Raw genomic sequence first — 25665 nt, 5'->3', positions numbered from 1 at the left:
ATTTCAAATCTTTTTTAGAGTTAATTTTAAATCTCAAGTCTCAAATTATTTTAGACAATCGAGAACTTTATTCACTTGCTTAGGACTTTTCATTGCCTCGAATATTTTAATAGCTTTTTGCCAATGTTTTGCCGCTATTTCTAACTGTCCCAAGTCGCGATATGTCAAGCCAATGTAATAATTGCTAATCCCTAATTCGTACTTAGCACCAATTTTGGTATAAAATTCAATAGCTTGGTTTTGATATTTCAAAGACGCTGAAAAATCATTACTTTCTCGAAAAACGTCACCTAAAATATACCAGGCACGGGCGATGTCTGATGTAAAGTTGCAATTTTGTGCGATCGCCACAACTTGCTCTAAAGTTTGCTTAGCTTGTTCGTACTCGCCAATATGTTTTTGAGCTAAACCAGCCATATTCAAATCCCAGCAAGCTTGCCAAGGCGGAACACTTTCTAAAGGTTGTTGCAAGTGTCTTGTAGCTTCTTTCAATGCTGCTTTCGCCTCACTCGCTTGTCCTAAATAAGAGTGCAACAGAGCAACTTCGCAATAGCAACTATTTAGCCGAGATTGAATTGCAGGAGATACAGGAGATAAAGCTAGATTAAGTTTGGCCTGATAAATCGCTAATCCTAACTCGTATTCACCAGCAGCAATATAGCACAAACCCATATCACTAAAAGAGTTAAATTCTGTCCATTTATCGCCTTCACGCTTAGCAGCAAATTGAGCTTGGCGGTGATATTCTAAAGCTACTTCAAAACCATCCGCTAGTAGATAGGCGTGACAGTCACCGATGCAGCGATACAGACTTGCCTCCCGGTTAGGCGAAACTCGATTTACCAGTTTTTCTGCTAATTCTAGTGTTTGGCTGATGTATCCCCAAGATAAAAAATATAGAAATAATTCTTCTGGTAAAATAGGTATAGCAGGACGGCACAATACATCCCAAGCTGAATCATAATCTTCAATTTCTCGGAAATGATAATAAGCTTCTAAAACTTGCAAACCTAATTGAGGGGATTGAATGTGTTCTACACTAGAAAACCAATGTTGTGCGATCGCCCTTTGAGTTTGCTCCCATTCGCTGCTCTTTTGCAACTGATTCAAACCCGCCGCCCGAATTGCTGGGTGCATTCGGTATTTACCCCGATGTAATTGTAGCAAGGAATAGTCACACAACCGCCGCGTTACTTTCAATTGTTCTGCTGGTGTCACATCCCACAGCAAAGCTTTGATGCAAGTATCTGGCAACCATTCAATTTCTTGATACCGACAAGCTCCCAAACGACATAGCAAACGGTAAGCTTGATGAGAGTGAGCATTGAGGCGATTTAATTGATTGTTGATAAGAAACGAAAATGGATCTAGCTGCTGTAATTCTTGGCGGTTTTGTTGCCAAGCTTCGGCAATATCTCCATCATAATTATTTTGAATATCATTATACAGCACTTCCATTGCCAGAGCATTGCCTTTATAGAGTGCGTGCATTTCTTGCAGAGATTGTAAATCTTCTGAAGTTTTGGGATATTCAAAATATTGTTGCCATGCTTCTGGACTCAAGCCTGTTAAAGTGTGAGTTTGAACACCTCTGATGTCAGGTTCTTTTAATTTTTCTCTACTGGTGATCAGCGTGACTCCTTTGATTCTTGGATCGCTGAGTACCCGCAGCAATTCTACATAATTGCGGTATTCAGGTAAAAACATACCGTTGCGTAAAGCAGGCTCTAAGTTATCTATGAAAATTGCAACTTTGATTAGACGCAATTTTTTTTCTAGTAAGTTTAAACTAAGGCTAAAATCTCTGGGTGCATCTTCTTGAAAATCTTGTTGCAGCCAAGTCTGCACAAATGAATCGGCACTCCGCAAGTTTTCGGGAGTTAGGGCAATTTTCATATCTAAGATTTTTTCAAATTGGCAACTGGCCAAGTATTGCTGTGCTAAGGTAGTTTTGCCGATGCCGCCTTCTCCTACTACTATCAAAATTTTGAAATTTTCTGATGTCCATTTTTGGAGTTTAGTAATATCTGAAGTTCGTTCTACCCAGCGAGAATTTAATGGTTGTGGTTCTAGTTTCGTTGGGATTAATTCGGGCATGAATTGAAAAAACAATGACTGCAAATCTGACCAGCTAGAGCGCTTGTCGTCTCCTAAGCCAAATGCTTGATATGCTGTTGTCAAATGTTGGCGTACAGTTGCTTCTGATTTAATAGGGATAATTTTGATGATTTGTTTATTTGGTGTTCCAGCTAGTTTTTGCTTCAAAACTTGCTTGCATTTGTTGCCTAAATTATTGTAAATGGTGATAAATTCTGCTTGATTCATGGGTGGTTTGCCTATGGGTACAAGTGCGATATGGTGGTGTATTTAGGGGTGGCTAACCCCTGGGATGTTTGAAAAAGTGTGATGTCTTAAGTGCGATCGCGTTGGGCTGCGAAATGTCAGAGGTTGGTGACTGCTGCCTGTGACTGCACAATTGTGAGTTTTGAATGTTTATTGATTTTACACTAAGTTACGGGTTAAAAGTTATTCAATAATTAAATTTTTGCAAATACCATTTTGGAGCTGAGAAGTATGGAGTTTTTGTCGGATGCGATGGATTCGGATAGTTCGGATGCAAACCGTGTCAAGTCCCATGGGGGAGTAAAAGATATGGCAGCACTGCCAGAAAGCAGAGAGAATCCGATCGATCGGGTTTTCGATCGAATTGAGGACATTTTGTATGAGACTTGGAAAGAAACAGGGTTTGGCAAGGTGACGATTGAGAGTGAGAGGGTGGAAAAGGGTAAAGGTAAGATTCAAGTGACGGTGAAGGGTTCAACTTATTATCGGCACTATATTACCGATGCAGATGTTAGGGAGTGGAATTCCAAGGAATAAGAAATTAGGACACGGCAGTGCCGTGTCCCTACAATATTATTTTGGGGTAGGGAGACGGCACGTGCAGTCTCCGACCTATCATTCCAGTGTAACCGAAATTGATATAAGTCCCTGTAGGATATTGACAAACAGACGAGAATGGTGTATGTTATTTTGTCAAGGTGAATAAAGCCTAAGTGTATCTACGCTGCACGGCTGCGATGGCTGGCGGTCTTAAAAGTTTGAATCAATTAAATAAACACAAAACCTAGTTCGGGACGGATGTGAGTTTCGCGGGGCTGGGGAAGTGGTGATTTCGCATTATGTGCGATCGCCGCTTCTCCGGCTTTTTGTTTTTTGGCAAACAAATAGTTTTTTTGAGGAGATCGGATTATGAAATGGCTAACAGATGATGAGTTTTTCGGTACTGAAGTGGGTACGGGTGTTGAGGATGGCGCTTTGAGTATGGGAAGTGCGATCGCGCAGAATACCCTCAGCAGTTTGGCGACAACTCCAGATTTTCTGGCGCAGATGCAGGTAGCATTCGGCAACAGCTTTGATGTTGAGAAAGCTGTAAAGTTAGCATCAGCTTGGGCACAGGGAGATTTTAGCGAATTTCCAGAGATTGAGATTCGTTCCGAAGCTGAGATTAATGGTGCTTTGGGTGCGTTTGCGGCTGCGACTGGGAAGATTTATCTGTCGCGGGAATTCCTTGCCAAAAATGCGGGGAATGTTACGGCTGTTGCGGGTGTTTTGCTGGAAGAATTTGGGCATTTTGTTGATTCGCAGATTAATACTGTAGATGCGATCGGGGATGAGGGGGAGATTTTTTCGGATTTAGTTCAAGGTAAGGCGTTGAGTCAGGGGGAATTGGCGGCGTTGAAGGGTGAGGATGATTCGGCGATCGTTGTTTTGGATGGGGAATTGAGGGCGATCGAGCAGGCTGAGATGACGAGTAAAAAAGAAAACCTTAATTTCTATGCCAACAATCTTATAAATTGGACAAATGGTAGTGAGCCTAAAAGGGTTGAATACGAGTGGATTAAAGAGAATCCACCAGTCCCACCACAACAATTCAGAACTTCTGTCGTTGACTTTGATGCTGAAATCAATTACAAATTAAAAGCTTCAGTTTTTTTTAATGTATTTGCAGGTAACTATGGCAAAGCAGAATTTTCCTATCCTGTTGATGTCGCCGTTCAATTACCGAAACAAGTAGATTTGGGTGAAAAATTTTTAATTATACCTGGTGTAGGAGTTAAAAACCCAGCGGCATCATTCAAAAATACTAAAGGATTTGAGTTACCCAATGCTGGTGTAAATTTTGAGATGGATTTAGGTTCAGGAAAAATAAAGGATCTGACCTTCAAAACTCCAATGGGTAATTTTCCTAGTGCTGGAGTAGAAGTAAGTCCTATAAAAGTTTCTGCGAATATAGATGTTCTTGGTATTACGGGTGAGATTTCTCTTCTTGATGGACTAGGAACATTGACTGCTTCATTCCCCAAATTAGAAAAGTTGGAAACCGCAACTCCTCAAGACAATACCGATCCACTGCTGCCAGATATTAGAGCATCTGGTAAGTCAAACAACATTATTGAGGGAGCATTTGATTTAGATAAGATACTGTTTCCTCCCAAAGGGCTTGGTATTGAAGTCCCCGTACCAGTTATTCCCGGAATCAATGCGACATTCGGATTTGATTTGCTAGATATCAAAACCACTTTAGGATTGGGGTTACAGCAAGATTTCACATTCGACCCTGAAAAAGTGGCAGTTACATTTTCAGCGGAGGGACAAGCGGAGCAAAAGGGAGTTTTGGGAAGTCTGGAGAACAAGTTTGAATTTCAAGCTCCTTCTCAAGGATCTGGTCTCTTCAAAGTTAAGGCTAAGTATGAATTATTCGGTCAAGTTAGAAATGACATAGGTTTGATCTTGCAAGGTTCTCTTTTGGATATTAAAGGTCTTCAAGGGCAAGTAGGTTTGGAGACTGCTGGTCTAGGTGTTTCAGAAGTTGCGGAGGCTAAGTTCAAATCACCTCCAGTTAAAATTGGACCTGCCCTTTCAGTGCAAGTGCCAAGTGGTGGTGCTGCAACTGATCCCCTAATTGCCTACATTGGTACAAAAGACAGCACTCCTAAGCCTTTGCATCCAATATTGAACGCTATCAACCCTTCAGATCCTAACATTGGAAAAGAATTAGAAGATAAAATGCCTTCCGGCGATGCAACCAAAAACCTAATTGTTGAAGTTGAGTACGAAATTCCTTACAACCTCCCATATTCCATCTCAGATGCGCGTGCAGATGAGGGAGAAAACCTAGTATTCACAGTATCCCGTAATGAACCGTCAAATGAGCCAGTATTTTTGGTACTTGAATATGAAAACGACACAGCAAAGGCAGGTGAAGACTATTTCCCAGGTCAAAGATCGGTAACAATTCCAGCCGGACAAGTTAGTGCTGATATTACTGTACCAACTACCGGAGATGACAAACCAGAGTCAACCGAAACTTTTAAAGTTAAACTGAAAAAATCTGATGGTTCAAGTTTTGCTACAAACGATACTGTGTCTACAATTGATGCCACAGGCATCATCATCGACAACGACCAAAAACCCGAAAAGCCCAAAAATGGAGGCAAAACCTTCAACGATCCCCGCATCGTCACCATTGACAAACAATATCACGATTTCCAAGCCGCTGGAGAATTCACCTTAATCGAATCAACAACAGGCGACCTAAAAATCCAAGTCCGACAACAACCTATTGGCAACAACCCCCGCAGCAATGTATCCGATAACACTGCCGTAGCAACAGTTTTGGGTGGAAAACGCATCGGAATTTACAAAGACCAAGGACTTTTAATCGACGGCAAACCAACCCAAATAGCCAACAATGATGCGCTTGCCATTGGAGACGGCAGCATCTATCGTGAAAGCAGCAAATATACTATTGTTTATCCCACTGGCGATCAATTAGTTGCAAGTGTAGGAAGTCGCGTCAATGTTGATGTTTTTCTCAAAGATGAACGTGAAGGCAAAGTCAAAGGACTACTCGGCAACTTTAACAAAAACCCCAAAGATGACTTAGCAAAACGCGACGGAACTGTAATTCCTGAACCAGTTTCTCCCAGTCAACTTTACGGCGAATATGCTGATAGCTGGCGAGTCAATCAAGCTGAATCCTTATTCGACTACAATCCCGGCGAAAACACCAACACCTTTACCCTGAAAAATTACCCCCGCCAGAAAGTTAAAATCTCCGACTTAATCCCCGCCGATGTTGCAAAAGCCGAACAACTAATAGGCGATCGCATCAAAAATCCCACCACCCGCGAAGCTGCTATCATCGACCTCGTACTTACTAACTTCGATCCTGACATTCTTGAGGAAGCAATCAACGCACCAGATCCAGATAGCATACTTGCGATCGCCCTTCCATTCACCGCCAACAGCGACTTTTCCACCACCACCGTCAACACAGCCACAAAAATCGATGTCCTAGCCAACGATACCACCGCAAAAGACCCCCTCTCCATCAAAGAATTCAACACAAAATCCCTTGCTGGAGGCATCATCACCCTCGACAACAACAACACCCCAGACAATAAAAGCGATGACAAACTCACCTACACCCCACCGCTAGACTTCACCGGCACCGATAAATTTAACTACCTCCTAACAGACGGCAAACAAATACAAGCTGCCACCGTTAATATCAACATCAACAGCCTCAAACTTTCCAACCTTTCCGGCAATAACGGCTTCGTCCTCAACGGCACAGAAGCAGGTAACTTTTCAGGAGTTGCTGTCAGCAAAACCGGAGATATCAACGGCGACAAAATTGACGATATCATAGTCGGATCGTTCGGTGCCGACCCCAATAACGTCAACGCCGCCGGCAAAAGTCAAGTCATCTTTGGTAATCAAAAATTTCCCGCCAGCGTCAATCTTTCCCAACTCAACGGTCAAAATGGTTTCACCCTCAACGGCACCGATGCCGAAGGTTTCAGCGGCGGCACAGTCAGCAGTGCCGGCGATATCAACGGCGACGGCATCAAAGACTTTATTATTGGTGCCTTCGGTGCCACTGTCAACGGTCAAAATAATGCCGGAAAAACTTACATTGTTTTCGGCACAAACAAAGGATTTCCTGCTAACTTCAACCTGGCTAATTTGAACGGAAATAATGGTTTTGCCGTCACAGGAACCAACACCTTTGACTACGCCGGCCTCTTTGCGACTGGTATTAGCGATATTAATGGCGATCGCATTGACGACATACTCATCAGCGCACCCGGCCCCCTCGGTGGCACACCCGGTAAAAGCTACGTCATCTACGGCCGCACCACAGGTTTTTCTCCTAACTTAAACCTAGCTGAAATCAACAACAATAACGGCTTTGTTATTAACGGCATTGACGGCAATTCTAGCGGTACTGCCAGCAGCGGCGATATCAACGGCGACGGCATCCCCGACCTGATTATTGGTGCAGATGGTGGCAACACCAGCGGCGGCATTAATGCAGGCAAAACTTACGTTATATTCGGTCAACCAGGAGCATTTTTCGGCAGCGTTAACGTCCCAGAATTAAATGGAACTACCGGATTTGTCATCGCCGGCCTCACTCCCGAAGAACGTTCTGGAATCGCCCTCACAGCCACAGGAGATATCAACGGTGACGGCAACAAAGACCTGGTAATTGGTGCTCCAGGTGCGACAGTTGGCGATCGAATTAATGCAGGCAAAACCTATGTAGTTTTTGGCAAAAAAGAAGCATTTCCTGTCATTGTCAACCCGGCTGAATTGAAGGGCAGTAACGGATTTATAATTTCTGGTTTCGATCCAGAAGGATCTGCCGGAAATGCCGTTAGCTATGCCGGAGATATCAACAAAGACGGGTTTGACGACTTGTTAATCGGAGCCTCCAGCGCCAACTCTGACAGCAAAAACAATGCAGGCAAAACCTTTGTAATTTTTGGAAAAAAGGAATTTCCAGCTAATTTCAATTTAGGACAAACCAACGGTAAGAATGCCTTAGTTTTAAATGGAGTAGAAACCGATGGTTTAGTTGGCACTGCTGTCAGCGGTGGCGGAGATATTAACGGCGATGGCATTGACGATTTAATTGTTGGCGCACCTGGCAGTTTATTCCAAGATTCTCCCGGCAAAAGTTATGCCGTTTTTGGTAGTCGAGGTTTCGGTTTTGCTAATCCGAATAATGGCTTGCAAGGCACTGTTCAAGATGATATTATCAACGGAACTCAAGCAGATGAAACCATTTCCGGTCGCCAAGGAAATGATAAAATCTTTGGCAATGCAGGTCAAGATGTGTTATCAGGAAATCTCAATGATGACTACTTAGATGGTGAAAAAGGGCAAGATATTGTCATCGGTGGAGATGGAAATGATACGCTTTTTGGCGGACTTGGTAATGACGTGCTTAAAGGTGACAATGGTAACGATATCCTCACCGGAGTTGACATCAATGCTATTAACCCCGGAATTGAGGAAATTGACACTTTAACTGGTGGAGGTGGGAGCGATATTTTCGTCTTGGGAGATGTCAATAACACTTACTACGATAACGGCGATAGTGACTACGCGCTGATTACTGATTTTAATGCCAGTGAAGATAGTATTCAATTGCAGGGTAAAGCGGATGATTACCTGTTAGTTCCTTTCTCGCAAGCCAACCAAACTGGTACGGCAATTTACCGCAAAGATTCGGCTCAAAATGAATTGATTAGTATTCTCCAAGGAGGTGCAAATTTGAGTTTGACTGGTAATTATTTCAAATTTGTAGGGGCGGGTTAACCGATCGATTCTGTCACCCACAGATAATTTTTGTAAACCCGCCCGACCCCATCAATAACCCCGATTGACTTTAAATTGAATTTATTTTTGATTTCTGGGTTGGGTTGGGGCGGGTTTAGATAATTTGTCGATGGGTGTCAAATATCTAGGCGAACCCGCCCCTACAGGCCTGTAAAATCTGAAAATAATATATAATTTTAAATTGACTATACTAATCTTACAAAATCAAGTAAGTGAAACTACCTGATGATACCATTATTGCTGAGGCCAAAATAACTCAGTATTTGCTCAAGTTTTTATTACAAGATGATAAATCTTTATTTCTTGCACAAGCCAACTATACCCAAGACAACTAGAAAAAGACTTAAGAGAACAAATTTTGCCTCTAGATGCAACACCAAGCGAACAAACGCGCTATGGTAATAAGTATGAAATTCGCGGCACATTAACTGGCTTTAATGGAACTGTTTGACCAGTAGTGACTATTTGGATGACTGAGTTTCTATCGCAAAAAACCAAGTTTATTACCCTATAGCGTTGTCGGCGTTTATAAGGACTCAAGGGTTTACCTGTTAACTCATACTCAGTATATTATGCTGAAGTCAGCGATCGCCCTTTTCACATCTTTTCACAAAAAGTGCGATCGCCCGAATCACAGATTACCGACAACTAGCGACTATTCCTCATCAGGTTCACCCTCAAAAGTTTCTTCAAATCCAGCCAAGAAGTCATCCAATGCAACGGAGGCGATCGCCAAATTAATAGTATCAGCATCTTCCAATCCCCACGTGTTCACCCCAACAACTTGACCGGCCATATTAATCAACGGGCCGCCCGAATTTCCCGGATTAATCGCCGCATCCGTTTGCAACACCTTCACCTCGGCAATCTCATCCTCATCATCCTCGCCCACCTCATACTCTTCCGGTTCGCGAATTGCACTAATAATACCTTGAGTTACAGTTGCAGCAAACTGTCCCATAGGATTGCCCACAGCAATTACCCGATCGCCCACTTTGACATCAAAAGACAATTCTAGGGGAGGATATTCTTCGGGAGACTCCACTTGTTCCCCTGTTGCCGGATCGATGATAAAACCAGTAATCAACAGCAATGCTAAATCCTCTTCCGCATTACCTGTAAATACCACCTCTGCCATTCTCAACTTTCCGTCGTAAGTTTCCACTAAAACCTGTTCGACTTCATCTTCCTCGTAGAAGTAATCTTCATCGGCAATATCTTCGATAACGTGATAGTTAGTGACAATTACGTCAGGAGATACAAAAAAGCCACTCCCGGAAGAAATTTCTTCTCCTGTATCCCAATCCATCACGTAAACTGAAACTACGGAAGGCAAGACTTGCTCGACGACATCGGAAAAGTTTCCTGTCTGAGTTTTAAACTCTTTCAATTGCTGCTGCAAAGCTTTCCGATCTGCCTGCATTTTGCGATAAAGTTGCTGAACTTTTGCCAATTCTAGCTTTAATTGAGTTTCCTGAGCGCTCATATTTTGCATTTCCCTGAAATAGGTTGTTGATTTATTGTCGATGTTTGATTGGAGATTTTGGATTGTATATTGACAATGATAGGGCTGATGCAAAGAAACCCAGTTGCTACGAAAAATCCTGGGCTTTACAGCAAGGTATCTATCCATAAACCAGGTTTCTCAACATCCTGCGGAGCATCCTAAATTAGTCAGATATTTGTGAATTTGGCAATTTTATTTAAAATCACCATCTAAAATCTACAATCAGACTGCTATTGTACCTGTCAAAACAAAAGCGAACCGCCAGTTATTTTTATTTTACCAAATGCGATAAATCGCGTCTCAAAGCCGTGAAAAACAGATGTCGATCGCATTTATGAACCGCGTTGAACTTCGACAAAGATTTCCTCTAAAATAACACTCGCTCCCTGGGCGCGCAGGCGGTGAGCGAGGTCTATTCCCAGCATTTCAGCAGTCTCGGCTGCGCCGGAAACAGTATCTTTGACGAATCGCTGGCCGTCGAGACTGGATACCATTCCAGTTAATGTTAATTGACCGTTTTCTATATTGGTATTGACGCCAATGGGTACTTGACAGCCGCCTTCTAATTCCCGCAGAAATGCGCGTTCAGCATGACATCTTTGGGCGGTTTCGGAGTGTTCGAGAGCTTTAATAACTTCCAGGATTTCTGGATCTCCGGCGCGGCATTCGATGCCCAAAGCACCTTGTCCGACGGCGTGGAGGGAGATTTCAGGATCGATAACTTGGTGGATGCGATCGCCCATTCCCAATCTTTCGAGTCCGGCAACTGCTAAAATAATCGCGTCGTAACCGCCATCATCTAATTTAGCGAGTCGAGTATTGAGATTGCCGCGAATATCTTTGAATACAAAATGAGGGAAATGGTGCCGCAGTTGAGCCAGCCTACGGAGGGAAGAAGTGCCGATTACTGCACCTTCGGGGAGGGTGTCAAGTTGCTTGTCTTTGTGCTTGGAGTGAACTACCAGGGCGTCAGCGGGATTTTCCCGTTCGGTGACACATCCTAATATTAAACCTTCGGGTAAGTTGGTCGGTAAATCTTTGAGGGAATGCACGGCAAAGTCCGTTTCACGGTTCAGCATTCCCGTTTCTAATTCTTTGGTGAAAAGTCCTTTGTCGCCGATTTTAGCGAGGGCGACATCAAGAATTATGTCCCCTTGGGTGGACATGGTGTGGACTTCAAAAGTGTGTTGCGGGAAGCGTTTCTGTAATTCTGCTTGCACCCAGTGGGTTTGAACGAGGGCGAGTTGGCTTTTGCGGGAACCGATGCGGACGGTTCGGGAAGGGGCAGATGTGGTTGGGGACATAAGATCGATCGCAGGATAGCTTGAAATGAGCCAGTATATTCACCTGATCTAGCGTACCGCAGGTGGGGACTTTAATTGCTGGTTGGGACAATTCGGGCGATAAAATAGTAATACCAGATATTGATCGGCAGCAGCGAGCTTTAAGGGTGTTTCCAATTTTGCGTTGGCTTGGGTGGCTTGAGTCGATCGGCATTTCGAGCCAAAGGCAGCCGAGGATGTATGATTTTCCTAGAGTTAATGCGGATGAACGCGGTAGAAGCCGGCGGCAGAGTTAGCTCAAAGGTGGCGGGATTTGGAGAGAGAAATATAGACAGGAGGGGAAAAGGGCGATGTAATTGCGATCGAACTTTTAGCTCTCAGTTACAGCAATCAATAACTGAACTTCAATTCCTAAAGTCTGAGCACTGCGAGCCAGAGCCTCATCGCCAGTAACCAAAAGCAACTGATTAGAACTTGCTACTGCTAAATGTAGTGCATCTAAAGTACGCAACGGTACTTCAAAGCGACTAATCCAATCGCGAGCTAAATTGTAATGAATGGGCTCTAACGGGATGCGAGTATAAAAATTTTCATCCAAGTCAGTTTGAAAATCGAGCGCTATTTGTCTTGCCTCTTCAGCAGAAATTTCTCTCATTCGCAATTTGCGGGCAATTGCTGAAAACAATTCCACCTCAACTAATTGACTTAGTGCAGGTTTGTCTTCAATCCTCAGTAATTCATCAACAGCATCGCTGAGAGCTTCTGGTAAATAGAAGGGGACAAGAACGCTGGTATCTATATAAATCAATACCGTGCTTCCTCCCTTAGCCTAATGACTGTTGCGCTCAGGGGTTCGCCCTTGACATTAATGGAGTTTCGGAATGCTTTACGCCTAGCTAACCGCTGCTCCTTGGATAGGGGCGGGACTACACGAGCTACTACTTTGCCCTCCTGTACGATTGTCACTTCTTCTCCTTTTGCCACCTTTTCCAAGATATCTTGCAGACTCTGCTTGGCTTCTTCAACGCTAATCGCAGGCATCTTATTAGTTTTTTAGGTACAATTAAATTGTACATCAAATGGAATCGAAAATCGAAAATCGAAAATAGTATTAACGTTGTCCTGCTTGAAGTGCAGAATTTACCATCGCAACAACATCTGACTGCCGTCCGTTTTTGAGACTTACTCGATACAACACCCCCAGCCTTTGCCACTCAACAGAAGCAATGCAGTAATTACCGCAACTATTGAAATAAGTTCCCTTCATTCCGCCTGCTAATTCAATACTTCTGTAAGTATCTCTCGGCAATTGCGAAGGAGGCGAAATCGGTTCATCTCTTTTCGCTTCAATTGTGCCGAAAGTACAGGCTCCCCCGCGACATCCTTTGCCGAAATACATTCCAACAATGTAGCCGTGGGAGCCAGCTTTGATATCAAAATCAAGTTGCTGAGTATCCGATAGAGGAAGCATACTCGGCAGAAAAACTGGTACTCGTGTTTTGCCTTTGATTTGCCCAAAAATGTTACTTACAGGAAAACGAGTTTTAGCTTGATTTGTACCTGACTTATTGGGGATTGGGGGAAACTTTTGGACATAATCTCTCCACTGTAAAACTCTATTTTTAGCAACGTTCAGAGTGGGAATTGAATATTTTACAACTGCAAGAGAAGGGCGGCCGTCTTTTTGATCGAAGTTGCGGCGAATGACTGTATTTTCGAGTTTGCCTAATCCGTAAGTTATGGCGGTGGAACGGGCTTTCTCGCAGCTAATTTTGAAGATTCCCATGTCAATGTTGCCATTTTCGGCTTGGTAAGACCAATTGTAACCTTCAGAAGTGCGATCGCGATCGCACAAAAAACGCGAAATCTCGAACATCTTGGCAAGATGAACGTCGTAGGGGCGCAGCTTGCGGCTGCTGGTAGATTGTGCAGTATTGCGATCGGGCACAATAAATTGGATGGATTGCCAGCCATCTTTGGAAGTATAATTAAACCAGCGAATTTCTGTCACAGACACTTCTGGACGTGCTAACGCGGAGTTGGGCGTCAAAAGTGCGATCGGCAAAGCAGTCACCACACCAGCAAAAATCGCCCAAAATAGTCCTTTTCCCCTCATCCTGATTTCCCTGTAGACATCACAACCATTCTCTCTTGCTTCCCCAGCTTAACTGGTTTCAAGGCTCCCAAAATATATAATATTCTCTGTCATTGCGAGGAACGAAGCAATCGCCAGGACTAAAATTGCTTCGTTTCTCTACAAAATCGCAAATTATCTTAGCGTTTACCAGCTTGAATAGCAGAATTTGCAATCTTAATTAAATCTGCTTCACCTCCATTTCTAATGGCTAGAGTATACATAAAACCCTGAGTTTTCCACTCAAGATTAGCCGTACAGTAAGCCCCGCAACCGTCGTGAAAATTTCCTTTCACTCCGCCCGCAAGTTGAACAGTTTTTAATGTCTTAGTTACCCCTTCCATTTTAGTAGAAAACTCACCACCTTTTTGACCTCTAATTTCCCCAAAAGTGCAAGCGCCCGTACCTTTGCAATCTGCTGTAAACTCCATAGAAACAATATAGCTGTCGGGTTTACTTTGGGTTCGATAGTAAAGTTTCTGCGAAACAGGAACCAAGCTGGGGATAAAAATAGGTACTTGCGTTTTGCCTTTTAACTTTGGCAAAATTTCACTTACAGGCACGGCAGCATCAGCTTTAGCAACAGGCTTTGTTTCCGCCAGCATCTGCGGCAACTTGCCCGCACCGAAAACTTGCGATACAGGTACTAAAGCAGTCAATACGCACGCAGAAGTCGCCAAAAGTAATAATTTATTGTTCACTATTTTCGTCCTCAATGTCGAAACAGTCCAGTTTGGCACCCAAGCGTGTTCACTTAATTTACAACACAACTCCCAAATACAAAAGCCACAACAGGCATTCAGGAAAAAAGCAAGTTTAAATTTTCTTTACAAATGCACGGAAATATGCAATTTCCGATAAAATAGAGAAGGCGAGTAATTTAGGAGTCAAACGTGGAACTGCAAGAGTATTTACGCCAGCACGGATTAGAAACTTTGTGCGAAACTTATCATATCAAAGTTACCCGCCACCGCCAATATCCTCATCTAGTCTGCCTGAAATACTCGCAGATAGAATCCCCGCTGGGCGAAAAAATAGTCCAGCAGTGTCGAGGTATTATTTTAGATTCATCTCAAAACTGGGAAATAGTTTCTTATCCCTACGACAAATTTTTTAATTACGGGGAAGGCCACGCCACAGCGATTGATTGGAGTCACGCCAAAGTTTATGAAAAGTTAGACGGTTCTCTGACTGTACTGTATTTTTATCAGGGAGAATGGAGAGTGCAATCTAGCGGCACTCCCGATGCAGCGGGTGAAGTTAATGGTTTTGGATTTAGCTTTGCCGAACTGTTTTGGAAAGTCTGGAAAGAATTGGGCTATGAATTACCGGAAGCAACCGATGAGTGTTTTATCTTTGAGTTGATGACACCTTATAATAGAATAGTTGTTCAGCAAAAAAACAATGATATCGTGCTGCACGGGGTTCGCAATACTGAAACCTTGCGAGAAACAGATCCCCTTTTCTGGGCAAACAGATATGTCTGGAAAGTAGTCAATTCGTATCCTTTAACTAGCTGGAAAGAAGTTATCGAAGCAGCTCAACATTTAGATCCAATGGATTTAGAAGGGTATATTATCTGCGATGCTAACTTCAACCGAGTTAAGGTTAAGTCTCCGCAATATGTGGCGATTTCCCACCTTCGCGAAGGGTTTTCGACGCGGCGGATGATCGAAATTGTTTTGACTAATGAAGGAGAAGAGTTTTTAGCTTATTTTCCCGAGTGGATTGACTTGTATCAAAAAGTTAAGAGTAAATATGAATTGTTAGTTCAAGAAATCGAGGAGCTTTACCGACAGCACGAATCTATCGAAGTGCAGAAAGATTTTGCCTTCGCTGTCAAACATTTGCCATATTCTGGGATTTTGTTTTCTTTGCGGGCTCGCAGGGTTGCGGGAGTGAAAGAAGCTCTCCGCGATGTTACGATTCATAAGATAGAGGAGTTATTGGGTTTAGATTATATCAATTTAGGTTTGTGAGGTTCGCAGAGAATCGGCGGTTGAAACCGCTACTACACAAACAAAGTCCGCCTCCGCGGACTAAAGAATTAAGTTGCAAATTACCAATTATCCATTACCCATTACTATGAAAAGAGTTATTGTACTTGTCGGCTTACCTGCTTCTGGAAAATCTCTATTTGCGAGAGAATTGCTGCTGTCTGAACCTGCAAGATGGGTGCGTAGCAATAAAGATTTACTTCGAGAAATGGCTCACGCTTCTCATTGGTCTCCGGCGAATGAAAAGTTTATTGTGCAGTTGAGAGATACGATTATTCTGATGGCTTTGGAAAGTGGCAAGCACGTGATTGTGGACGATACTAATTTCGGGCCGCATATCGAACATATCAAAGAGTTGGTTAAGGGTAAAGCCATCGTTGAAGTTAATGATTCTTTCCTGCAAGTTCCGGTGGAGGAGTGTATTAAACGGGATTTGAAAAGGCTGAATTCGGTGGGTAAAGATGTGATAATGAAGATGTACAATAAGTACGTGCGGGTTCCGGTTGCGCCGCCGGAATATAACCCGGATTTGCCGGATGCAATTCTTGTAGATATGGACGGTACATTAGCGCTTCTCAATGGTAGAAATCCTTTTGATGCTTCAAAGTGCGATCGCGATTTACCGAATCAGCCTGTCCTAGATACCATCCGCAAGTGGCAGTCTAGCGTTAATATTATCGTAGTATCGGGCAGAACCGATGACTGTCAACCTCAGACTGAACAATGGTTGCGGCAATACGAGGTGAATTATGCAGGTCTCTATATGCGGAAAACTGGGGATATGAGGAAGGATGCGATTATGAAGGAGGAAATCTATCGGCAGCAGATTGCAGGGCAATATAATGTTAAGTTTGTATTGGACGATCGCCAGCAGGTGGTTGATATGTGGCGATCGTTGGGATTGACTGTATTTCAAGTAGATGAAGGGGATTTTTAACGAAGGATGGATTCGGGCGATAAATCGCCCTGGCCGTGATGCTACAATCGAAGTAAGATTGAATCCAAATTTTACCTGTCAACTGTCAACTGTCAACTGTCAATATGATAGCTATTCCCCAACAACCCCCAAGGATGACCTTCGAGGAATATCTCGAATGGGAAGCGCAACAAGACATTCGCTACGAATATGTCAACGGCGAAGTCTTTGCGATGACTGGCGGTACAATTCCCCATAACGATCTTGCACTTAATTTTTACACGGCTGTGCGCCCTCATCTGCGTTCTAGAGGTTGTCGCGCGAACGTGTCAGATGTTAAATTGCAAGTCAGTCCTCGCAGCCGTTACTATTACCCGGATGTGATAGTTAGTTGCGATCCTGAAGATATGAATGCGCGCAAGTTTATTCAACATCCGAAACTAATTGTGGAAGTTCTCTCGCCCGGTACAAGTGGTAAGGATCGGGATGAAAAATTCACGGCTTACCTGAAAATTCCGACTTTACAAGAGTATATCTTGATTGATTCTGAAAAAATCTCCGTTGAACGTTACTGTCGGGGTGAGGGTAAAATGTGGCTTTACTATTCTTATAGTGCTGGAGAGATTGTAACTTTGTCAAGCATTGAATTTGAATTGGCGATCGAACTTTTGTATGAAGGTGTTACTTTTGAAATAGAAACGGAAACAGAAACTGAAAAATAGGCTATTTCACATTTAAATTGCATATTCGGGACGGGCTAGAAGCCCATCCCACAAGAAACATCAACATACATAATTTGTTTCACCTTTAACTTTTATGTTTCGGACGGGCTAGAAGCCCATCCCACAAGATTAGATACAATTTGTGCGTAAATTATAATGGCATTTTTTACCGCGTCCAAGCCAGCCATTTATTGAACAAATTTTTTACAAACGGAGTCAAGCGAGTACGATTGTAAGCATCTCCTGCTTTCCGAATTGCTTCGGCTTGCGTCGGATACGGATGAATGACACTAGCAATCTTTCCTAAACCAATATTGTTTACCATTGCTAAAGTAATCTCGCTAATCATATCTCCCGCGTGTCGCGCCACAATAGTTGCACCTAATATTTTATCGCTGCCTTTCTTGACGTGAATTTTCACAAAACCTTCATCTTCACCATCTATAATTGCTCTATCGACTGTATCGAAAGGAATCAAAAACGTATCGACATCAATCCCCGCGGCTTGCAATTCTCGATCGCCCATTCCGACGCGCGCCACCTCTGGGCTAGTATAAGTACACCAAGGTATCGTCAAAGTGCTGAGCTTTTTGCGCCCGAAAAATAGGGTGTTTTGGATGACCATTCTGGCGGCAAAATCAGCAGCATGGGTAAATTTATCCTTCATACAAATGTCACCGGCGGCGTAAATGCGGGGATTGGTTGTTTGCAAATTGTCGTTGACAAAGACGCCTTTTTCTGTATCGTACTCCACGCCGACAGTTTCTAGGTTCAATCCTTCCACGTTTGGCGATCGCCCTACGCTGACAATAATCTCATCTACCGTTACCGACGCTTCCTTACCTTGAGATTGATAATAAACTACTTTGCCTGCATTTGTTTGTTCAACGCGCTCTATTTTTGAGTCTAAAATTAATTGAATATCTTCCCTGACAAAAGCTTCCTGCACAATGGTAGCAGCATCGACATCTTCCTTGTCCAAAATCTGAGCATTTTTGTGCAGCAACACGACTTTGCAACCCAGGCGCCGAAAAGATTGGGCTAATTCGCAGCCGATCGGCCCACCGCCAATTACCGCCAAACGCTGAGGTTTTTCTGTGAGGTTAAATACAGTTTCATTTGTCAAATATCCAGCTTCCTTCAAACCGGGAATTTGCGGTTCTAGCGCCCTTGCGCCTGTGGTAATTACTGCTTTTTTGAATTTAAGAGTTTGACCTGCAACTTCTATGGTAGAATTGCTAGTAAAGCGACCGGAACCTAGGAAAACATCCACTCCTAAAGTGTGCTGGTAGCGTTCCACAGAATCAACATCGCTAATTCCCGCCCTAATCCGCCGCAATCTTGCCATTACGGCTGAAAAATCAATTTCTGTACCGTTAGGAACGCTAACCCCAAATTTACTTGCTTCCCCAATATCGGCGACAGTACGAGACGATCGAATCAGTAATTTTGAAGGCACGCAACCGACATTCAAACAGTCGCCGCCCATCAAATGTTTTTCAATCAAAGCCACTTTTGCACCCAAGCCAGCCGCGCCCGCAGCCACAATTAATCCGGCGGGGCCCGCGCCAATTACTACTAAGTTGTAGCTGCTAGCGGGCTGCGGGTTTACCCAATCCGGCGGATGCAAGTAGGAGACTAATTTTTGGTTGTATTCGTCCATCGGGGGGACTGTTACGCGATCGACTTTTGACTGCGACATGAGCAAATCTTCCTAATTAAATAGTTTCATCTAAAGCTTTGCGAGCAATCCTAGTTATATAGACGGTGACGGCGACAGCAGCCGTAAAACTGATGATATTAATCAACCATTTTACAAGTTCGGCTTGAGGATTTGCAGGCTGATTTACCGTACATATAGCAGCAATATTTCCTACCAAAGAACCTGAGTAAACGTACATCACGGTTCCCGGAATCATGCCGGAGGAACCTAATACATAATCTTTCAAAGAAACCTGAGTAATCCCCAAAGCGTAATTCAATAAATTGAACGGAAATAAAGGACAAAGACGAGTTAAAAAGACTATTTTTAATCCTTCTTTAGCAACGGCGCGATCGAGGGCTTGAAACTTTGGGTGAGCTTCCATATATTTTACCACGCGATCGCGCGACAGGTATCGCCCGATCAGAAAAGCAAAGGTCGCCCCTAAGGTGGCGGCGATTAACACGTATATCGAACCCCACCACAGCCCAAACAGCACTCCGCCTCCCAAGGTCAGCACGGAACCAGGTATAAATAGTATCGTAGCGAAGTTGTAGGTAGCGATAAAGGCGATCGGGCCCCAGACGCCTAAATGCTCAATTTGGATTAAAACGGCTCTTAACAGTCCTTGAACGTAGGCGGATCTAGTTGCTACAATTAACAGAGGGACTGCAAGGGCGATCGACAAAAACAACAATCTGCTTTTAAAAGTATAGCTGCTAGAAATCTGACTTGCTTCTGGCTCCATAATTGACCGATAAATAAATAGATACCAGCATTATATAGCAGTTGTTAACTTACCAGAAAGAATTGGTTGAAAGCCTCTCCCCTTGAGGGAGAAATTAAAATCAGAATATTCATTACTCCAATCCTCTTCCTTCTAGGTAGAGGTAGCTCTCAAACTGTCAACTGTCAACTGTCAACTGTCAACTGTTGAACATATCAACCATGACCACAAAAACACAACTCCCAATTCCAGAATATTTCGATGCCCATAAAATCAGTCAAATCTGGCGAGTTCCCTATCAAGAAAGAGCGAATGAAGCTAATAATTGGGCTTTAAAACATAGTATTCAGCCAGCAGCTAGCGACGAAAAGCGAATTTGTTTGCTAATAATTGATGCCCAAAATACATTTTGCGTACCGGAATTTGAACTATTTGTCGGCGGGCGTTCCGGTAGCGGTGCTGTTGATGACAACCTGCGCCTATGCGAATTCATCTACCGCAACTTAAACGCAATTACCACGATTGCGCCGACAATGGATACGCACACCGCCATGCAAATTTTTCATCCCATATTTTGGATCGATGATGCAGGCGAAAACCCCATTCCCGCCGCCACATTAATTACTCTGGAAGATGTGCAGCAAGGAATTTGGAAAGTCAACCCAGCCGTCGCCGATAGCATCGCGGGCGGGAATTATGCGGAACTACAAAAACACTGCCTTCACTACGTACAGAAACTCAGCGACAATGGCAAATTTCCCTTGACAATTTGGCCGTATCACTCGATGCTGGGTGGGATTGGACACGCCCTGGTTTCTGCGGTGGAAGAAGCGATATTTTTTCACAGTATGGCGCGCCACAGTCAAGCACTTTTTGAGATTAAAGGTGGGAATCCCTTAACTGAAAACTATTCGGTTTTGCAGCCGGAAGTGTTAGATGGGGCCGACGGAAATCCGATTGCTCATAAAAATGCTGCGTTTATTGATAAGTTGTTAGAGTTTGATGCAGTAATTATTGCGGGACAAGCGAAGAGTCATTGTGTTGCTTGGACGATTGATGATTTGTTGACTGAAATTGTGGCGCGGGATTCTATGTTGGCTAGGAAGGTTTATTTGTTGGAAGATTGTACTTCGCCGGTGGTTGTTCCTGGTGTTGTTGATTTTACTGAACAAGCAGATGCGGCTTTTTTAAGATTCGCGCAGGCGGGGATGAATGTGGTTAAATCTACTCAGTCAATTGATAGTTGGTCTGGTATTTGTTTGTGAGATATTTGATGAATGCTATGATATAATACGCTTAACTGAAAACCGATTCCCCTAACCCCCCCCTTAAAAAACAGGGTGGTTTTATTGTCGTTAGATAAATTAGGTACGTAGTTGCGCTTCAGCGCTCTTTATAATATTAGGAAATATCGCTAAAAGCCCGGGTTTGTAGTGAGGATTTCAGTCCTCAGAAACTTAAGAGGACTGAAGTCCTCACTACAAACTTGAGCGCGGTATTTTTTATAACTATTTTCCATCCAATCTCGGCACTCCTTCCAAGAAAGGGCCGCTCAACATTAACTCAGTCATTCTATCTAATTTGCCGCTGACTTTCATTTTTTTGTCTGTTTGAAAGCGCTCAACATCTGCTGTTAAATTCCCAGAATTATATCCTAACTTAGTCAAATAATTAACAGCCTGTTTGTCACTTAACAACATATCCGTAGCACGAAAAATCGGCACGTACTCCTCGCGCCAAACATAAGCAAAAGTCGCCCTGTCTAAATAGAAAATCCTGCCCCGCGCCGGATCTCCAATCGCTGCTACACTGTCATTCATTCCCAGCAAAGCCACGGCGTGCGGTAACTTCCGAGGGCCGTCAAACAGCCAAACCGATAACACTCCAGGGCGATTAATTTGCTGAATTTGCTCCCAAGTCGGCCGCAGTTCCACTGCACTTACACCCAAAGCCCTCGCTGCTACAATCAATTGTGGCATCGAAGTACCCAAGAGACTTGTGCCCGCCAAACGTGCTACGCTTGATTCCGTCGCCTCGATTCCCCAACGCCTCAACACGGTTGCTAGCGCCGCAGGCGCACAACTGCTGCTAGATGTTTGCCGAAATACACCGTTTGGCTGCAAATTATCGATTAAATCAGCATAAATTGGTGCCATAAAATACGATTCAGCACCGGTAAATCCTCCCAATCCCAACAAGCCAATTAAAATTACTGCGATTACTTGCGATCGCGCCGTCAACCAACTTACAGTAAACCCAATACCGCAGACTCCCATCAGCATCACCCGCAGCAGAGTCCAAGTTACTCGCATCCCATGGAATCGCCACTCGATCGGCAAAACAGGCATTTGAGGCAGATTTAACGCCAGCAGCAGCAAGCCAAAGTAAAAACCCAAAAACAGCAGGGCGATCGAGTTTCGGCCCTTAAACAGATCGTTAGCCGTCACTCCCGATCGCACTAACGCCTTTCCTGCGCGCATTCCCCAGACAAACAGCGCCGAACCCAGCAGCAGCGTTACCACTATTTCCATGAGATCACAATTTTGTTCCTTAGCCTAGGTTGTAACACGCGCGCACTCGCGATCGCCCGTGGGCGCAGGGCGACAGTCGGAAAATCTCACAGCAGAAAACTGCCAAATAAACAAGACAAGGAAGACATATACCAGTGGATAGTTGACAGTTACAGAGTACGGAAATCAAACTGTTTATGCTAAATTGTTCAGGAATCTATACAACCTAAAACTTGCCATCTGTCAAGAAGTTGAGTAGCTTTTTTTACCTGTTCGGAAAACTCCCAAAAAAGATTTAGCACCGAAAAGAATTTCCCAAACCAATTGGCAAAGACAGACACATCTGCTGTAAGATAGATTGAAGTCAAAACGCCTTCAAACAATTAATCAACCCTCTTGTCGCTCAATATATTCACGCTCCAACGAGCGAGGAGTTGTATTGAGCGCGCTGATTCAATATCGATAAAAGAAAGCTCGCCAAACAACAAAAATCCAGGAAAAATTATGCCAGCAAAAGCCGCCAACGATGTAGACGTAGCAGAGCAATATTGGCACTACTTAGAAAGATCCAAAGTTGCAACTCAATTAGAAACCAATCTGGAAAACGGTATCGATCCAGCAGAAGCAGCCAGTCGCCAACAAAAATTCGGGCCAAACGAACTAACAGTTAAAGCAGGGAAACCAGCCTGGTTAAAATTTATACTGCAATTTAACCAACCCCTCCTGATAATCTTACTGAGTGCCGGTTTAATCAAAGCACTGATTGGAGAATGGCTGAATGCCAGCGTAATTTGGGGCGTAACAACTACCAACGCTATTATCAGTTTCATCCAAGAAGCTGGGGCTGAGAAAAAAATCGATGCCCTAGCTAAAGCTGTTACCACAGAAGCCACAGTCATTCGAGGTGGCAAGAAATTAAGAGTTCCCTCAAAAGAACTTGTTGTGGGCGACTTAGTAACCCTGACTTCCGGTGACAAAGTACCCGCCGATTTGCGCTTAGTGAAAGTCCGCGACTTGCAAATAGATGAATCTGGACTTACAGGCGAATCCGTTGCTGTTGAAAAACAACTCGGACAGGCGGGAAACTTGGTTTTGCCAGAAGAAACGCCGCTCGCAGAACGCGATAACATGGCCTATGCTGGCAGTTTTGTTACCTTCGGCCAAGGTAGCGGTATCGTAATTGCGATCGCCAATAAAACCGAAACCGGCAAAATCTCCCAATTGCTCGATCGCCACATCGACCTCACCACGCCCCTCACCCGCAAATTTAATCAATTCAGTCAAAACTGGCTGCTATTTGTCCTCGCAATGGCAACCTTGACCTTTGCAGTGCGTTTAGGGCGACCAGTCCCAGCCGGAGTTTCAGCCTTTAAAGAAGCAGTCGAACCAGCAGTCGCCCTCATCGTCGGCGCCATCCCCGAAGGCCTCCCCGCCGTCATTACCGTCACCCTCGCCGTCGGTGTTTCCCGGATGGCCGCCAAACACGCGATCGTCCGCAAACTCCCCGCAGTAGAAACCCTCGGCGGCGCCACAGTCATTTGTTCTGACAAAACCGGAACTTTGACAGAAAATCAGATGACAGTGCAAGAAATCTATTCTGGTGGCAAATCCTACTCCGTTACAGGTACAGGTTACAGTCCAGAAGGCGACATTGAACTCAACCAACTACCAATTAGTGTCAATCAATCTCCAGCTTTGCAAGAATGTTTGCAAGCCGGAATGATCTGCAACGACTCTCATTTAGAATTCAAAGATAATGATTGGATTGTCGTCGGCGATCCGACAGAAGGAGCTTTAATTGCAGCAGGTAAAAAAGCAGAACTCAGCCAGCAAGTCTTGGAAAAATCCATGCCGCGCCTCGATTCAATTCCCTTTGAATCTCAGTTTCAATACATGGCGACACTGCATCGAACTCCGACAAGCGACAAAATTTTGTATGTCAAAGGTTCCGTCGAATCAATTCTCACCCGCTGCGCTGAGAGTCTCGACACTGAAGGAAATTCGACAGAAGTCGATCGCCAGCAAATCCACCACCAAGTCGATGCAATGGCCGATCAAGGCTTGCGCGTCCTAGCTTTTGCTAAAAAAATCGTTCCCCACGAACAGGGATCCGTTGCTCACTCAGACGTAGAATCAGGGCTAGTTTTCCTCGGACTCCAAGGCATGATCGACCCGCCGCGGGCCTCTGCGATCGCCGCCGTCCAAGCCTGCCAAACCGCCGGCATTCAAGTTAAAATGATTACCGGCGACCACATCGCTACCGCCAGGGCGATCGCCCGCCGCATGGGATTCCGCAAAACCAAACACAATAGAGAACTTGTAGCCTACACCGGCGCCCAACTCGCCGCCATGGACAAAAATGCCCTCGCCGAAGCCGTAGAAGCCGGCTCAGTTTTTGCGCGCGTCGCCCCAGAACAAAAACTGCGCCTCGTAGAAGCTTTGCAGCAAAAAGGCGAAATTGTGGCGATGACAGGAGACGGCGTTAACGACGCCCCCGCCCTCAAACAAGCCGATATCGGCATCGCAATGGGTAGCGGTACGGAGGTTTCTAAGGAAGCCGCCGACATGATTTTGACCGATGATAACTTTGCGTCGATCGAATCTGCGGTAGAAGAAGGGCGATCGGTCTACAAAAACCTACTTAAATCCATCAGCTTCATTCTCCCAGTCAACGGCGGAGAATCAATGACAATTTTGCTCAGCACTCTACTCGGCCGAGAATTGCCGATTTTGTCGCTACAAATCCTCTGGCTGAATATGCTCAACTCGATCACCATGACTGTGCCCCTTGCTTTCGAGCCCAAGTCTCCCGGAGTGATGAAACAGCAGCCGCGCCCAGTCAACGAACCTTTCCTGACTGAAAATCGGATCAAACGCATCTTAGCTATTTCTCTGTACAATTGGACAATAATTTTCGGAATGTTTGAATGGGTGCGTCAAGCCGATTGGGGAACTTTGCCACTAGCCCGAACAATGGCGATTCAAGCTTTAGTAATGGGCAGAATTTTTTACCTACTGAGTCTCAGCCAATTGTTACCTTCTTTGATGGCTAAATTTAGCGGTTCTCAGGAAAAAGTTAGCGGAGCTCCCGCCCTCGGTGTCGGCATTGTCGTAGCTGTAATTTTGCAGATTATCTTTGCTAATTCTCCGTTTATCAATCGCATCTTCGAGACAGCTCCAATGAACCTAGATCAGTGGCTGATTTGCTTCGGCGTCGCCCTACCAATGATCGGTGTTGCGCTATCTGTCAACCGCTTCGATCCGCCCAATTAACAGTACCGGGCTTTCAGAAACCGGGTTTCTTGAAGAACCCCGGTTTCTCGGTTTTATATCAATTCCGGTTGATTCGTTTTTGTATAATTTGCGATCGGGTAGATACTGTCTTGATCTGTCAAGGGGTAGCAAGTAAATAAGTTGGATCGAAAGGCTTTTGGGACTTTAAAATACCAAAAGCCAAATGCACCAACTTC

General features: G+C 44.3%; 17 protein-coding genes. 7 read left to right on the top strand and 10 right to left on the bottom strand.

Going from position 1 to position 25665, the window contains the following annotated elements; all coding sequences use genetic code 11:
• Positions 1–45: 45 nt before the first annotated feature.
• Positions 46–2325, bottom strand: a complete 2280-nt coding sequence (locus tag JGK20_RS05620) for a tetratricopeptide repeat protein (RefSeq protein ID WP_293210903.1) — start codon at positions 2323–2325, stop codon at positions 46–48.
• 327 nt (positions 2326–2652) lie between these two features.
• Here JGK20_RS05620 and JGK20_RS05615 point away from each other — a divergent pair, with 327 nt between their 5' ends.
• Entirely contained in the window at positions 2653–2880 is a 228-nt protein-coding gene (locus JGK20_RS05615; RefSeq protein ID WP_293210905.1) for a hypothetical protein, read from the top strand.
• 372 nt (positions 2881–3252) lie between these two features.
• Positions 3253–8676: a VWD domain-containing protein gene (locus JGK20_RS05610; RefSeq protein ID WP_293229703.1), complete on the top strand. Its 5424-nt coding sequence runs from the start codon at positions 3253–3255 to the stop codon at positions 8674–8676.
• Positions 8677–9352: 676 nt separating this feature from the next.
• On the opposite strand, the gene JGK20_RS05605 is transcribed toward JGK20_RS05610, so the two are convergent.
• From JGK20_RS05605 to JGK20_RS05580, 6 genes are all read right to left on the bottom strand, one after another.
• Positions 9353–10183: a S1C family serine protease gene (locus JGK20_RS05605; protein WP_293216977.1), complete on the bottom strand. Its 831-nt coding sequence runs from the start codon at positions 10181–10183 to the stop codon at positions 9353–9355.
• Between the two features lie 353 nt (positions 10184–10536).
• Entirely contained in the window at positions 10537–11508 is a 972-nt protein-coding gene (gene hemC, locus JGK20_RS05600) for a hydroxymethylbilane synthase (RefSeq protein ID WP_293176980.1), read from the bottom strand.
• A gap of 349 nt (positions 11509–11857) precedes the next feature.
• A complete protein-coding gene (locus JGK20_RS05595; RefSeq protein WP_293210911.1) occupies positions 11858–12295 on the bottom strand; it encodes a type II toxin-antitoxin system VapC family toxin in 438 nt (145 codons plus the stop codon).
• Positions 12292–12528 carry a type II toxin-antitoxin system prevent-host-death family antitoxin gene (locus tag JGK20_RS05590; RefSeq protein ID WP_293210913.1) on the bottom strand — a complete coding sequence of 79 codons (237 nt, stop codon included), beginning with the start codon at positions 12526–12528 and terminating at the stop codon, positions 12292–12294. Before JGK20_RS05590 ends, JGK20_RS05595 begins: the two co-directional genes overlap by 4 nt.
• Positions 12529–12598: 70 nt before the next feature.
• Positions 12599–13603 (bottom strand): hypothetical protein, encoded by a 1005-nt coding sequence (locus tag JGK20_RS05585; protein WP_293191440.1) that lies wholly within the window; start codon positions 13601–13603, stop codon positions 12599–12601.
• 158 nt (positions 13604–13761) lie between these two features.
• Positions 13762–14322, bottom strand: a complete 561-nt coding sequence (locus tag JGK20_RS05580; RefSeq protein ID WP_293176975.1) for a hypothetical protein — start codon at positions 14320–14322, stop codon at positions 13762–13764.
• Positions 14323–14514: 192 nt separating this feature from the next.
• On the opposite strand from JGK20_RS05580, the gene JGK20_RS05575 reads away from it, so the two are divergent.
• The 3 genes from JGK20_RS05575 (at position 14515) to JGK20_RS05565 (ending at position 17256) form a co-directional block, all read left to right on the top strand.
• Positions 14515–15600: a T4 RnlA family RNA ligase gene (locus JGK20_RS05575; RefSeq protein ID WP_293176973.1), complete on the top strand. Its 1086-nt coding sequence runs from the start codon at positions 14515–14517 to the stop codon at positions 15598–15600.
• Between the two features lie 106 nt (positions 15601–15706).
• Complete coding sequence (locus JGK20_RS05570) at positions 15707–16555, top strand: AAA family ATPase (RefSeq protein WP_293176971.1); 849 nt, start codon at positions 15707–15709, stop codon at positions 16553–16555.
• 104 nt (positions 16556–16659) lie between these two features.
• Positions 16660–17256 carry a Uma2 family endonuclease gene (locus JGK20_RS05565; protein ID WP_293197192.1) on the top strand — a complete coding sequence of 199 codons (597 nt, stop codon included), beginning with the start codon at positions 16660–16662 and terminating at the stop codon, positions 17254–17256.
• A gap of 166 nt (positions 17257–17422) precedes the next feature.
• Here the strand turns inward: JGK20_RS05565 and JGK20_RS05560 are convergent, their stop codons facing one another.
• A complete protein-coding gene (locus JGK20_RS05560) occupies positions 17423–18958 on the bottom strand; it encodes a mercuric reductase (RefSeq protein ID WP_293229700.1) in 1536 nt (511 codons plus the stop codon).
• 16 nt (positions 18959–18974) lie between these two features.
• Complete coding sequence (locus JGK20_RS05555) at positions 18975–19706, bottom strand: TVP38/TMEM64 family protein (RefSeq protein ID WP_293191436.1); 732 nt, start codon at positions 19704–19706, stop codon at positions 18975–18977.
• Positions 19707–19906: 200 nt separating this feature from the next.
• On the opposite strand from JGK20_RS05555, the gene JGK20_RS05550 reads away from it, so the two are divergent.
• Entirely contained in the window at positions 19907–20950 is a 1044-nt protein-coding gene (locus tag JGK20_RS05550; RefSeq protein WP_293229697.1) for an isochorismatase, read from the top strand.
• A 243-nt stretch (positions 20951–21193) separates the two neighbouring features.
• On the opposite strand, the gene JGK20_RS05545 is transcribed toward JGK20_RS05550, so the two are convergent.
• The gene (locus JGK20_RS05545; protein ID WP_293176961.1) at positions 21194–22216 is read right to left on the bottom strand and encodes a cysteine peptidase family C39 domain-containing protein; all 1023 of its coding nucleotides are present in this window, start codon (positions 22214–22216) and stop codon (positions 21194–21196) included.
• A 483-nt stretch (positions 22217–22699) separates the two neighbouring features.
• Here JGK20_RS05545 and JGK20_RS05540 point away from each other — a divergent pair, with 483 nt between their 5' ends.
• Positions 22700–25468 (top strand): HAD-IC family P-type ATPase, encoded by a 2769-nt coding sequence (locus JGK20_RS05540; RefSeq protein WP_293192333.1) that lies wholly within the window; start codon positions 22700–22702, stop codon positions 25466–25468.
• The last annotated feature ends 197 nt before the right edge of the window (positions 25469–25665 follow it).

It is taken from the genome of Microcoleus sp. PH2017_05_CCC_O_A (assembly GCF_020738785.1).
In the GTDB taxonomy this organism is placed as follows: Bacteria; Cyanobacteriota; Cyanobacteriia; order Cyanobacteriales; family Microcoleaceae; genus Microcoleus.
This window is presented reverse-complemented; position numbering and strand designations above follow the sequence as displayed.